The organism is Haematospirillum sp. H1815 (genome assembly GCF_012102705.1).
Classification (GTDB): Bacteria; Pseudomonadota; Alphaproteobacteria; order Rhodospirillales; family Rhodospirillaceae; genus Haematospirillum.
In genome coordinates, this window is the sequence record NZ_JAAVTA010000018.1 from 1 (window position 1) to 13,164 (window position 13,164).

The 13,164-nt window shown below is 55.1% G+C and carries 11 protein-coding genes; 5 read left to right on the forward strand and 6 right to left on the reverse strand.

Features of this window, described 5'->3' with window-relative positions; translation table 11 throughout:
- Positions 1–691: Hsp70 family protein (locus tag HEQ60_RS10185; protein ID WP_168071575.1), on the reverse strand; the 691-nt coding region annotated here is incomplete at its 3' end.
- Positions 692–893: 202 nt separating this feature from the next.
- Positions 894–1,682: a TSUP family transporter gene (locus HEQ60_RS10190; protein WP_168071576.1), complete on the reverse strand. Its 789-nt coding sequence runs from the start codon at positions 1,680–1,682 to the stop codon at positions 894–896.
- Positions 1,683–1,819: 137 nt separating this feature from the next.
- Here HEQ60_RS10190 and HEQ60_RS10195 point away from each other — a divergent pair, with 137 nt between their 5' ends.
- A complete protein-coding gene (locus HEQ60_RS10195) occupies positions 1,820–2,275 on the forward strand; it encodes a SufE family protein (protein ID WP_209315511.1) in 456 nt (151 codons plus the stop codon).
- 20 nt (positions 2,276–2,295) lie between these two features.
- On the opposite strand, the gene HEQ60_RS10200 is transcribed toward HEQ60_RS10195, so the two are convergent.
- Entirely contained in the window at positions 2,296–2,982 is a 687-nt protein-coding gene (locus HEQ60_RS10200; protein WP_168071577.1) for a class I SAM-dependent methyltransferase, read from the reverse strand.
- Between the two features lie 200 nt (positions 2,983–3,182).
- Between HEQ60_RS10200 and HEQ60_RS10205 the strand changes: the two genes are divergently transcribed.
- The 4 genes from HEQ60_RS10205 (at position 3,183) to HEQ60_RS10220 (ending at position 5,701) form a co-directional block, all read left to right on the forward strand.
- Entirely contained in the window at positions 3,183–3,668 is a 486-nt protein-coding gene (locus HEQ60_RS10205; protein ID WP_245183906.1) for an Hsp20 family protein, read from the forward strand.
- A gap of 16 nt (positions 3,669–3,684) precedes the next feature.
- Positions 3,685–3,903, forward strand: coding sequence for a DUF1150 family protein (locus HEQ60_RS10210; RefSeq protein ID WP_168071579.1), 219 nt, complete (start codon positions 3,685–3,687; stop codon positions 3,901–3,903).
- Positions 3,904–4,082: 179 nt separating this feature from the next.
- Positions 4,083–4,481, forward strand: a complete 399-nt coding sequence (locus HEQ60_RS10215; protein ID WP_168071580.1) for a hypothetical protein — start codon at positions 4,083–4,085, stop codon at positions 4,479–4,481.
- Positions 4,482–4,756: 275 nt separating this feature from the next.
- Entirely contained in the window at positions 4,757–5,701 is a 945-nt protein-coding gene (locus HEQ60_RS10220; protein WP_168071581.1) for a LysR substrate-binding domain-containing protein, read from the forward strand.
- A gap of 6 nt (positions 5,702–5,707) precedes the next feature.
- Here HEQ60_RS10220 and ccmB read toward each other — a convergent pair whose 3' ends face one another.
- The 3 genes from ccmB to HEQ60_RS10235 all read right to left on the reverse strand — a co-directional run.
- Positions 5,708–6,379, reverse strand: coding sequence for a heme exporter protein CcmB (gene ccmB / locus HEQ60_RS10225; protein ID WP_168071582.1), 672 nt, complete (start codon positions 6,377–6,379; stop codon positions 5,708–5,710).
- Positions 6,376–7,092 carry a heme ABC exporter ATP-binding protein CcmA gene (gene ccmA / locus HEQ60_RS10230; RefSeq protein ID WP_168071583.1) on the reverse strand — a complete coding sequence of 239 codons (717 nt, stop codon included), beginning with the start codon at positions 7,090–7,092 and terminating at the stop codon, positions 6,376–6,378. The genes ccmB and ccmA overlap by 4 nt, the downstream gene beginning before the upstream one ends.
- A gap of 154 nt (positions 7,093–7,246) precedes the next feature.
- A partial coding sequence (locus tag HEQ60_RS10235) for a hypothetical protein (protein WP_168071584.1) occupies positions 7,247–13,164 on the reverse strand: 5,918 nt, incomplete at its 5' end.

Sequence of the window (13,164 nt, forward strand, 5' to 3'; positions counted from 1 at the left end):
TCCGGGCATCGAAGTCCTCACCCCCCAAGAACGTATCACCGTTGGTAGACTTGACCTCGAAAACACCATCACCAATTTCCAGAATGGAAACGTCAAACGTGCCACCGCCCAGGTCGTACACAACAACCGTACCAGCTTCCTTGCGGTCCAGACCATAGGCAAGAGCAGCAGCTGTCGGCTCGTTGATGATACGCAGAACCTCAAGACCGGCCAAAACCCCGGCATCCTTGGTTGCCTGACGCTGGGAGTCATTGAAATAAGCCGGAACAGTAATAACAGCCTGCGTAACGGCCGTCCCGAGATAGCTCTCGGCTGTTTCCTTCATCTTGCGCAAGACGCTGGACGAAATCTCACTCGGAGCTCTTTTCTTCCCGCGTACATCAACCCATGCATCACCGTTGTTGCCCTCAACGATATCGTAGGGGACAAGCTCCTGGTCTTTCTTGACTGCCGGATCGCTGAAGCGACGGCCAATCAGGCGCTTGATGGCAAACAGTGTATTTTCAGGATTGGTTACAGCCTGACGCTTGGCCGGCTGACCGACCAGAATTTCACCATCCTCGGCAAAGGCGACCATGGACGGCGTGGTACGGTTACCTTCTGCATTCTCGAGAACACGGGCTTCTTTCCCGTCCATAATGGCAACACATGAATTGGTGGTGCCGAGGTCGATACCAATGACCTTGCTCATCGCAATACCTCTTTCTGTGGCAAACTTCACCGGACCCTTTTGTCGGCGTCCCCGAAGTCCCCTTTGGGTTCTGAAAACGGCAGGACCATCGCCAAGATGGCCCCGAATGATCATTTATATAGGGCGACAGAGCAGCCTTTGCAACGCTCCCCGTGCCGACCCGCACCATTTTAGCACTTCAGCGCCGGGGGTGCCAAGAGGGCTACCAGAATACCCGGATACAGCAGTCCCATAGGTAGCGGGCAGTCATTGACAGGGACATAAGGACAATCAAGGGGCGTATCAAGCGCACACCCCCGCGTGCCACAGCCATGCTCCCCAGACTGGCCCCACAGGCCTGCCCCAGAATCATGACAGCCCCAATCGACCAGACAACCTTCCCCCCAACAATAAAAACCCCCAAAGCCGCCATGTTGCTTGCAAGATTGAAGGCCTTGGCATGGGCCGTGGCCTGCACCAGATGTTGCCCACGCAGACCAACGCCGGCCAAGGAAAAGAAAGACCCCGTCCCCGGCCCGAACATGCCGTCGTAAAGCCCGATGGCGGGAACAACACCAAATCGGTAGACACCCCGCCCGATACGGGGCTGACACTCCACATCTCCGGCAGAGGGAACCAGGACGAAGTACACGGCAATACCAACCAGAACAACCGGGACAATATGATCAAGAGACCGGACATCCAGAACCTGCACCAAGGTGGCACCGGCCGCCGAACCCACCAGTGAAGCCAGAAAAGGAGTCCGTATATCCTGAAACCGGAGCAAGCCAAGACGGGCCATTCCAACGGTTGCTGTCAGGGTTCCGGCCGATGACTGAAGCTTGTTCGTCGCCAAGGCTTGCACCGGAGGCACACCGGCAAGAAGAAGGGCCGGAACAGTCAATAACCCACCCCCGCCGGCCAGTGTATCCAGAAAGCCCGCCCCCACCGCAACAAGGGCAAGAACAATCAGAACATGGGCTTCCAATTCCAATACAGCCGTCCCTGACATAAGAACCGATCATGTTCCAGCATAGCCGGGCACGAAACCTGTGTCGCGGGGTTTCATCCTGAGGGACAAGGCGCTATATCAAGCCTGTCTCTGGCAAGAGATCAGAATGACAACAGCAGCGGCGTGGATACGGAACAATGGGTGCAAACCTGACAATAGATGAGCTGGTGGAGAACTTCTCCTTGTTCGACGACTGGGAAGACCGCTACCGCTACATCATCGATCTGGGACGCACACTGGAACCCTTCCCTGAAGAAAGCCGGACCCGCGAAAACAAGGTGGAAGGATGCATCAGCCAAGTCTGGCTGACCCACCGGATCGAGCGTATAGGCGAGGAAGAACACCTATTTTTCACGGCAGACAGTGACGCCCACATCGTCAAAGGTCTTCTGGCTGTTCTGCTTGCCTTGTTCTCGGGCAAGACACCCAAGGATATCCTGTCCATTGATGCAGATGCCCAGCTTGCGCGGCTGGAACTGGATCAGCACATCAGCCCGAACCGCCGGAATGGCGTTGCATCCGTTGTTCAGGTTGTTCGATCCGTAGCACGTGACCGGATCGAGAAGACAGGGGATGAATCGCATTGTTCCTGAAGCAAGGTACATTTGCAGACCTAGAAACGCACCAGAACCGTAAAGTCACCCGATGTATAACCTTGGACAATGCAAACATTAGCACCGGGGAAGAGGCGCACAGCCCGGCCCTTCTCCGTATCCGGGTCACTGTACCACAGGGTCTGACATGCAGCAGAACGCCGTCCGTCCAGGATATTGAAGGACAAACCGCGCCGGGATACACGGGCCATGGCCAGACACAAGGCCTCGACCCACGCCTCCCAATCCTGGCTGTCCATATCCAGGCGCAGCCCGAACACACCGGATGCAACGGTATAATCAGCCATAAAGGATGGAACAGCTGAACGGATAAACCGAGCCTTGGGATGCGAAATACGGCGACAGGCTGCATCCAGCATCTCGGAACTAATGTCGTACCCGGTGTAAGAACCACCAAGAACCCGCCATCGCCATCCTAACCAGAGCCACAGCGCACCATACCCGCAGCCAACATCATTCAGGCTGATCCCGCGACGCCAGCGATCTAAGCCCATAATTGACAAAAGCGCACGAAACCTGGCCGCTTGATGGCGACGACCACGCCATAAGACCGCCTCGGGAACAGGACCGGACTGCCGGAGCGTGAAATCATAGCTCCCGGCGATTCGCTCCAGAACCGTCGGGTAGCCGTCTGCAGAAAGGGCTCCAGAGCCGAACTGCGGTATATCCGGATTCGTATTCTTCACCTGTTTATCATGCCATGCCTTGAAACCAGAAACCAGCCAACACCCTGCCTCCTCAGGTGCTTTTCTCTCTTCCCCTTGACGGACACTTCATCTGTGCCGAAATTAAGGGCAAGGAGATGCCACACACATGGATCTCTGAGGCCGGGTGCCGGAATTCCGGGCCCAATGCGACTTCGGGATACGCTCGAAAGGAGGTTCCCTTGACACGCCTGTCTGTTTTCAACAGCCCGCTTCTGCTTGGCTTTGACCATGTAGAACGCGTTCTTGACCGTGTCGCCAAAAGCTCGGCAGAGGGCTATCCACCCTATAATATCGAGCAAACTGGCGAACACTGCCTGCGCATCACCTTGGCCGTGGCCGGCTTCCGCGAGGAAGACCTCTCCGTCACGACAGAGGACAACCAGCTTGTGATCCGGGGGCGCCAGTCCGCAGATGACGGAAATCGTATATTTTTGCACCGTGGCATCGCCTCACGCCAGTTCCAGCGCAGCTTTGTCCTGGCTGAGGGCATAGAGGTGGTTGGCGCCTATATGGATAATGGGCTGCTGCATATCGATCTTCAGCGCCCCGTTCCGGAGCCTGTTGTACGCCAGATCAAGATCGGAAGCGGCAACCGGGATCGCAGTAACCAAACACCGCAGGCGCAGACAATCGATCTTGCCCCCCAGCCCCGCAAGGACCGCTGAAAGCAGGGGATTGACCATGAGCAACGACCACCATCACAAAAAGCCACCGACGGAATCGCCGGGAACTGGCATATTCCCTGGCAAGCCGGTTTATATCCGCTCCGTCGAAGTATCCGGACGCCCCCTATGGGCCGTCTTCAGCGACGAAGGAGAACACTTGGGCTTGGCGACAAGCCGGGCCGTAGCCTTTGCCGCTGCTGTCCAGAATGATCTGCAACCACAGAGCGTCCACTGATCAGAGTTCATACAACACGAAACATAGGGCACGCTGTATAGCCAAACCACTGGAACAATCGCACTGGAACCATGCGGATTCGCCCGGTACAGGGAAATACTCCTCTCGTTAACACTGGAACTCAACACATATACAATGTTAGGATGCAAAGGTCTCGACGCCCCTGAATGGAGCCCGTGATGTTTGGCCCTGACCCCTTTATGCGCGAAGCCCTGTCCATCTTGTCCGGAGCCGCAACGTGGCATGAGTTCCGGTCCAGCTTGGTCGAGCGCGGCCTGGACAAACGGCTTGACCCGGATGCCATGATGCTTCTGATCACAGCTTGGAATATGGGACAAGCACAAAAACTGACAGACGCCGCGCTGATCGAAGAGCTGGACTTCTGGGCCTCTGGGGGAAGTTTCAAAACCCATCTGAATGGTTGGCAGGCCATCTCACCAGCCGCCTTGGTCGAAGAGGCCGGGCGTAGAGGGTGGTTTACGAAACGCATGGCCAGCAGTGCTGTTGTCAATCCACCGGATCACTCCCCGATCGTCATCCGCAGCCTGGATACCATTGCGGCTCCACCGCCGACCTGAGCATCACTGCCAAGGGGCGATTATCCTAAAAAGATTCCTCCTTAAATTGTTAATTTATATCGACTTTCCGACAATAAACCTGCCCGCAACTTCCCGAGCCTAGTGACGATATCGACACAACACACAGATTTATAAGTATATTTTTAATATTTCCTGTTGCCCGAAGCATAACTCGGTGACAGGATGTCAGCATAAGAACGTGCATACGTACATAGTATACACGCAAAGAACCAACAAAATGCGCTGACTAACCCGATGAAACAAGGACAAGATCCATGGCCCGCAGGCTGCCACCTCTGAACGCCCTGCGCGCTTTTGAAGCGGCAGCGCGGCTGGGAAGTTTTGCCCGGGCCGGACAAGAATTGCATGTAACCCCAACGGCAATCAGCCATCAGGTCAGAGGGCTCGAGGATTTTCTTGGTATCAGCCTGTTCGAACGCATGCCACGTGGGCTGCGCCTGACAGAAAAAGGACGCGCCTATCTGCCCGAACTGACCCGGGGTTTTGATCTTCTGTCACGAGCGGGCGAATACCTGCATACAAGCGGCCTGAAAGGCCAATTGACCGTTACGGCACCGGCCGACATGGCGCGACACTGGCTTGTTCCACGCCTTGCAGATTTTCGTCGCCGTTGGCCCGGCATCGAACTTCATCTGTCGACAGGAGATATAAAGTCAACAGCCCATGCAGAAAGTCCTGCTCTTGGCATCTGCTGCGGACAGGGAAGCTGGCCTGGACTGCGTACCACCTTTCTGATGAACGAGCAGATCCTTCCGGCCGCCGCACCTGTACTTGCTGACAACGGACATCCCCTGAATGACTGGTCAGATCTGGAGTACCATACACTTCTGCATGACACAGGAAGATCCCCCCGTGAGCCATGGCTGCAGTGGAAGCCTTGGCTTGACATGGCTGGTATCCATGTAGCCGATCTGCAACAGAGCATGTACTTCACAGACAGCACAGCCCTGACCATGGCCGCAATCAGGGGACTGGGGATCATGCTGGCCAGCACAGTCCTGACATCCGAACCACTGCGCAGCGGGAAACTGGTACCCCTTTTTGGCGTTTCGCGCCCCGTCAATAATGCGTATTATATCGTTACATCCGGTGCACAACAAATTGCGCCTGCACAGGCCGTATTCGCGCAATGGCTTCTGGAAGTAACCCGATCTGATTCCGTGGAGTTGGAGATACGGGAACGTGCGGTTCCAGCCTGAAGCTGGTCAGGCATCTTCGATTGACTGGCGTACAGCGACGGCTGCAGTCCAGGGACACAAGGCAAAAGCCCCACAAAGCAAGGAACCCAGCATCAGCAAGGGTGACACAGACGGTTGGCCGACCAGCACCGTATCAACAGCCGCAACACCAAACACCAGGACAGGGACGTACAGCGGCAACACCAGAAGCGACAGTAGAACACCGCCACGTCGGGCGCCTAGCGTCAAGGCTGCACCAACCATTCCAATCAGCGAAAGAATGGGAGTTCCCAACATCATAGCCAAGAGCAGCATGCCCAAGGCTACCCCATCAAGCCCCAACAACAGAGCCAACAAAGGCGTCACAGCTACCAGCGGAAGTCCGGTTGTGAGCCAATGCGCCAATGCCTTGACCAAGACAAGAAGTGACAGGGGTACGGGGGAGAGAATCAGCAGCTCCAATGATCCATCATCGTGATCACCCGAGAACAAGCGATCCAGTGACAGCATTGATGCCAACAGTGCAACCACCCACAAAACGCCGGGGGCAACACGCGCCAGAAGATTGGCTTCCGGCCCCAGGCCAAAGGGAAACAGAACGACGGTCAGCACGAAAAAGACAATAACCGTCACGCTCTCGGTTCCCTGGCGCATGGCCAACCGAACATCACGACACAGGACGGGCCACAACCGACTCACCGCAACACCTCTGGATCGTCATGCCGTGCAACCAGGCTTGGGGCATAGTCATCCAGGCGAATGATACGGGCACCGGGTACATCAAGTTCAGTATGCGTCGACAAGACAATCGCCCCACCGCGTGCACGATGAGCCGCGATAACCTGCTCCAGGATATGAATAGCACCGGAATCAAGCGCTGTGGCCGGTTCATCCATCAACCAGAGCGGAGCAGAAGACAGAACCAGCGGCATCATGGCAACACGGCGACGCTGACCGGCTGAAAGGAAACGCCCCGGCAAATCCAGAAGGTAGGAAATACCCATATAGAGAGCCATTGAGTCCACAGATGGTACCGTCACCACCGGCTCGCCCAACAAACGGCACCAGAACATAATATTCTCGCGCACAGTCAGGGCCGGCTTCAACGCATCAAGATGACCAAGATAACGAACAACGGAGTGAGAACTATTCCTGTCCTGATCAGCCTGACCCCACTCCAGGCAACCACTGGCAGGAGGAAGGAAACCGGCCAGCATCCTGAGCAAACTCGACTTTCCGGATCCATTTGGCCCCAGCAAAAAGACCGCATCACCGGACGTGACGTGAATATCGAGATGATGGAACACCATACGCCCACCCCGCTGGCAGGCCAAAGCCTTCCCCCTTACGTCCAAAGCCGAAAACGGAGGGCGGGAGACATGAAAATCAGGCGGTAGAGTATGACAGCTCATAGGACTGGACCATACCAGAAAGCCGGCAACAGGAATGAAAAAACAAACAGAACCGGCAAAGGAAAGCGCCGTATCTGTCGTGAAGATCAGAAGCCGACCCCCACGACAAACACAGCACAGAAGAATTCAAACCCTCAAGGTATGAACCAAGCCATTACAGATAGGGCGTGTGATACATGCCAGAAGGATCCTCGACATAGGAATCACCAAAGCCACCAAGCGCATCACTATCCAGCGACGCCAAAGATGAACTGTCACCCGCCATCCCCTCTCCCGCAGAAGACGAATGGGAGGCATCCGCGACATAAGCCAACTGTTCATCTGGCTTGACATCGCTTTTACCCTGCGCACCGGGCGGTGAAAGGTAATGATCCCAGGCAAGGGACCTGCTCTCGGCATCACGGTTTTCGTCCGATTTTTCCCGTGCCGGAGACATTTCATCACTCTCGTCCAGAGATCTCCTCCTCCTGGAACCCGTTGATGAAGACCCTGCCCCCCTCCCAATCGTTATCGTTTTCTCAACGGTATAAGCACTCTTGGAGGCATCCTCTCTCTCCTGCGAAGCAACCCGATACAGAGCCTGCCCAGATCCTTCAAGATGGAGATGTGGCCCCCAACCGGCACCAATCTCTGTCCATCCATCAGAAGTTTCCTGGCCAAGCTTCTCAAAGCTACCATCACGGACATAACCAATGCTCATGCCATCACCAAGCTTGAAGTGCAAAAACAGCTGCTCGGATCCATCGGTATCTGCTGAACGAACATTTTTGAACACATCGCCTATCGCAATGGGCGTAGCCGCAGGTCGAACTGTCACATCTGTGGGTGCAAAATCAGGAATATCCGCAACCGGCTTTACCGTAACCTCGACCGTGGCATCGCGGCTTGCGCTACTCGACGAAGTCCCCGTCTCCGTCGACGTCCCCGTGACCTTTACGGCAAACGTGCCACTCCAATTCTCCTGCGGGCGCACCGCAAGCGTCGTATAGTCCGTACCGGCCGGAACCGCATAGCTCCCGTCCGGACCGGGCCCCGTCAGCGCCGTAAACACACCGCCGGCCAGCGTCCCGAGGACCGCACCCGTCGGCAAACCGGACACACTCACCGAAAGTGTCTCGGACCCATCCTTGTCAACAAGGGAAACAGACTGGATCCCAAGGGAAACCGCCGTGTCCTCATCAGTTTTCACGACTCCCGATCCAACATCCAGGCTCGGCTTATCTGCCACCTGTTGGATGTGAACCTGGATTGTTTGTTGAACAGCTTCTACAGCGCCAGCTTCTTTACTACCCGGGCGGTACTCCTTTTCACGGGCCTCGGCTACAACCGTCAAGGTAACATCACCACCAAAGTGAGGGGTCGGGCGCAAATAGACGCCATTCTGCAAAGCATCGGCATTCAGAACCCACTGCCCATTGTTCATGTTACCGGCAAGCGGACTGCCATTCTCGTCGACCAATATACCAACGAACTTACCATCCTTGCGCAAGCCATCAACAATAACAGAGAGGACTTCAGACCCATCGCGGTCTCCCAAGCTTGCCTGGATCTTCAAAGGAATCAATGCGGGCTTGCCATTACCATCATGCTCTGTGCCTGAAAGAGGTTCCTGGGGCACGACAAGCGTAGGTGTATCAGCAACCGGAGCAACAGAGGTCAGCACCGACAGCGATGTCTCTTTCTCTTCATCACCATCCCCGGTTATCGCCTTGACCACAAAGGAGACAAACCCCGAGAAATCGGCGGCAGGCTTTATACCCAAACCTTTCAGCTGCTCAAGCGAGAGGTTACGGACATCCACAGCGTTCCCAGTCTCGTCGACGAACGTAACCTTGCTGTAATCATCTTTCATTTCAAGGGACAGGGAGCGAATCTCCTCGGATGAGTCCAGCTTTTTGGCATCAAGACCCAAGGGAATGAATGCGTCACCTTCCTTACCGGCAGAGGGATTGGCGGACAGTTCAACGCCATCTACAACTGGCTTGATATCAAACTCTACGACCTGCCGGGTTTTTATCGGTTGACGACCTGCAATTGTCACAACCCCTTCAACGTATATCGGCAGAGAACCCGCATAATGTTCCGCCTCCTTGACAGAGGGATCACGGATCACAGAAAGGTGTGACAGGTCACCGCCCGGTACAACATAGGACGTGTAGCCGGGATTATCGCCCCCTCTTGAGAATATCGGCAGCCCATCCTGATTCGCGCCATAGGGCTCAACCTTTGACAAAGGTATATGGCCTGCCAGCAGAAAACCCTTGGGCACCAGGATCACAGCACTCAACGAGGTGTAAGCAGGCAACGGCTCACCAGTAGTAGTAACAACAGATACCCCTGACAATGACAGCGGACTATCTTCCGTTCCGCTTAGAACAGTCTTGCTATCACTGAACTTAACCAGCGGCTCTGGATCCGGCATCGCCTCTGGAGCATCTGGTTCTGGCCGTAACTTGTTGTTCTCAGGGCCACCATCACCCCCATGGCCAGAAGACATCTGTGATTCGGGGGCCTCTCCGGCAGTCCGCCACTTCACGACAATATCAGGTCCCGGAACCCGTTTGACCGCATCAGAGGAAGTTCCCTTCTTCTCGACTGCAATGGCCTCGACCGTCAGCTTCAGGGTCCCCTCGCCTGCAGCCAAACCATGCGGTGCCCAAACCCGGATAGCCCCGGCAGGAATAGAACCATCAGCAGGATTGCGCAGGCCATCAATGACCTGTGCATCCAGGAACCAGATCCCCTCACCATTGTCGTGGCCAATCACATTATTGTTTGTGTCCAGAAGAACAACGCCGGGCTTCATACCAGATATGACAAGGTGAACAGCCTCAGAACCATCGGATTCATAAACCTTGTCGCTTTTCCCGGGAACAGCCCCCTCTTTTCTTTTTCCAGCATCATTATTACGTGTCACTTGACGCGCCTCGCCACTGCGCACGAGAACAGCCAGACCCGCAGCTTGCCCAACAACAGGTAACGTTGCCGGGGATTTGTCTGCCTGGGACACCCGGACAACAGGCACATCAGCCACGGGGTCAACCTTCAAGTCCCGCTGCAGCGCAAATGTCTGACGCGCAACACCATTGTCCGGGTGTCCGTCATCCAGCGTGAAGGACAAGGCATAGGGAATATCATCCCCGCTAAGATTGGCACGACCATTTTTAGGGACAAGAACAAGTTCGCTGAAAGAAACCAAGTTACTGTTTTTGTTATCATCGACAACATAGGACTTGCTTGCCCTATCCCAGACCAGAGTCTTCCTGACACCATCTTCTGTCCTTGCCTCGACGGTGAATCCCTTCATATACGTTGTGAGAGAGACAGCCGAAACCTTCTCGGAAGCATCAGAATCCCGTGGAGTAGCCATCAACGGAATAACGACGTTTCCATCTTCCCGGGCATTCTCAGGCAATGGCAAAAATGATTCCGCCAGATCCTTGTTAACAACGAGTTTTTCTCTGACAGCGGGCTTGGGCAAGAGAGTCTGGCCAGCAACGGGGCCAGGGGCGACGGGACCACCCTCCTGTAGCACCAATTCAACGGCTTTAGGGACAGGCGCTTGAAGAGGAACATCAGGCACAGGCTCTACCATCACCTGAAGGGTATGTGACTCAACCCGGACATCGCCTTCACGTTCTGTAAAGACAGCCTGCACCGGAATTGAGACAACCCCGGATGCATCAGGTCCCAAGAGAAGCGAAAGACTACCCAGAGCATCTTTCCCAACCGCAAAGTGATGTGGTTGACCGGGCAAGGCCACCAGATCCGAAAACCCACCGGTAAACAGAGTATAATCCGGATACTTCAGGGCGACCCCTGATAAATCAAGCTGATAACTGACACCTTCGGACCCGTCTGCATCACGGGACCTCACTTGGTCAAGTTGCAGAGGTACACGCAGATCCTCTTTACCGGTACGGCTGTATACGTGTCCCGTCTTCCCGGTACCATCCGCAACACCACGAACAGAAACACGAACAGAAGACTCAACCTCGCTGTACTCTCTGGTATCCTTTTCTGTCGACCGGATAAAGGCCTTCAGTTCAAAGTCCTCATCAGAGTTTGCAGGTGCCTTCACCCTCAGGCTTCTGTGCTCTTCACCAGAAAGCTGCAGAAGGCTGGCAGGATCTTCCATAACAGCCTCGTGCTCTGTTCCATCTTTCAGATAAAGAACAGATGTACCAGCCGGGAATCCAGACAAAGTAACCGAAAGGGTTTCGGATCCGTCTTGGTCTGGACTTGACCAGGACAACCCAAGAGGTATCCAAGTGTCTTCATCGCCCGAAACATGCACCGGATCCTTGTCCGGCGCATCCGGGACGGGCTTCACAGCAAACTGAAACGATCCTAACTCTACCCAACCAGAGCTGCCTGGATGACGACTGTCAGATTCCTTGGCAATCTGCCGCGCGTCACTGATATAAGACAAGACCTTGATCTCTTGCCCATCCGGCAAGGCGGCGTGATCAGACAGCACCCAGGAAAGACCCTGAATACTGACATGGCCAGAATCAGACTTACCAAGGCCATCAGGCACCCTCCAGTCAATCACACCACCATGTGGTCGAGTGACATCAGAAGATCCCGGAGGACGCAGGGCAACGCCATCGGGCACATTATGAAAACGCAAACCCTCGACTCTCTCCGAGCCATCCTTGTCTTTCAGATCCAATGAAAGACCAAAGGCAAAGGCATTGATGCCGTTTTCATCTTCGTTCCCACCTACCGAGGAAGGAAGATAAGATTTCTCAATACCATCATAGCGGGGCAATACATCAAGACGGCCATGCACAGTAACCTGTTTGTTAGCGCCTCCTCTCACAGGCGACAAAGTAAGGCCGAAGGTGACATCAAGATCCACATTTTCCACATCGTGCTTCGGCGTCTTTACTGACATGCCTTGGATGCGGACATTCCCATCACCCTCACGAATAATGCTCGTACGTGGAACATCAAGCTTATACTTGTAAGTAATGCCATCAAATTGATGACGACCCTCCGTCAGTGTGGTGAGTGCTCCGTTAACGGTCGTCTTCCACTGGCTATTCGCCATATCAGGATCATTGGAATAAATGGCAACACGGCTCACAGAATAATCTGAATTCAAGGACTTGAATGCCGGACTCCACCTGAACTCTGCATCCTCCGTTGCTGCCATTTCATGGCCCAAAGCCTCAACCCGCACATCCAACGAGGGGGTCACAACCTTCAACTTGGCTGACCGGGTATGTTGCGCACTCAGTCCCTCTTCTTTCCATTCGACAGCAACATCCAGCTCTTTGAAAACCCGCCCCGTGCCCGGGGGCACCAAATACAGACCATCAAGCTGCATGGATCCAGAGGAACGCCCTAGCACAGGATAGCTGATGGAACCATCACCTGATGGACTCCAGCTTTCACCTGTATTGGCATCATGCAGTGTCCAACCCTGAAGGTTCTTGAACAGGATCTGAGTAACCTGCTCTGACCCATCCCTGTCCTCCAAAGAAAAGGCCATACGCAAAGGAATACTCCGATCCGGGTGGCTAGCTGTTCTCGTGCCATGGGCAAGTTCAAAATTGAGACCATCAACAACAGGCGTCACCGTCACCGCGACCTCGGCCTCAACGGTTTTCTCAACGGCCGTGCCACCGCCCTCCGGCGTGTCAACAACCGTCGCCTTGACCTGCAGCGAAACGTCACCCGTGGTGCTCCCGTGCGCCGGAACCTGCAGCGAAACTTTGGCGATATCAACCGAACCACTGACAGGGGCCGTTACCGTCCAGGGATCAGACCCAGAGGGCTTCGTCACCGCATTGCCGTCGTACACAAGGCTGAACCCGTCCGGAACACCGGAAACCTCAACCTGGCTCACACGCTCCGAGCCGTCAGGCTTCCCAAGATCCAGCCCAAGCCCAACCGTCTGAACCGCATTCGTCTCCTCAAGCGAAAGCCCGCTGAAAGTCTTGAATGCCGCATCAACATCCGGCGTCACCGTCACCGCGACCGTGGCTGTGCTGACGGCAGGCGATGGAGCACCCGTCTCTGTCGACGTCGCCGTAACCTGCGCCTCGAACGATCCGCTCCAAT

What these genes read in the sequence shown, in the direction of transcription:
- HEQ60_RS10190 (WP_168071576.1), bottom strand. Translation starts at nt 1,682, where the DNA reads ATGTCAGGGACGGCTGTATTGGAATTGGAAGCCCATGTTCTGATTGTT.
- HEQ60_RS10195 (WP_209315511.1), top strand. Translation starts at nt 1,820, where the DNA reads ATGGGTGCAAACCTGACAATAGATGAGCTGGTGGAGAACTTCTCCTTG.
- HEQ60_RS10210 (WP_168071579.1), top strand. Translation starts at nt 3,685, where the DNA reads ATGAGCAACGACCACCATCACAAAAAGCCACCGACGGAATCGCCGGGA.
- HEQ60_RS10215 (WP_168071580.1), top strand. Translation starts at nt 4,083, where the DNA reads ATGTTTGGCCCTGACCCCTTTATGCGCGAAGCCCTGTCCATCTTGTCC.
- HEQ60_RS10220 (WP_168071581.1), top strand. Translation starts at nt 4,757, where the DNA reads ATGGCCCGCAGGCTGCCACCTCTGAACGCCCTGCGCGCTTTTGAAGCG.
- ccmA (WP_168071583.1), bottom strand. Translation starts at nt 7,092, where the DNA reads ATGAGCTGTCATACTCTACCGCCTGATTTTCATGTCTCCCGCCCTCCG.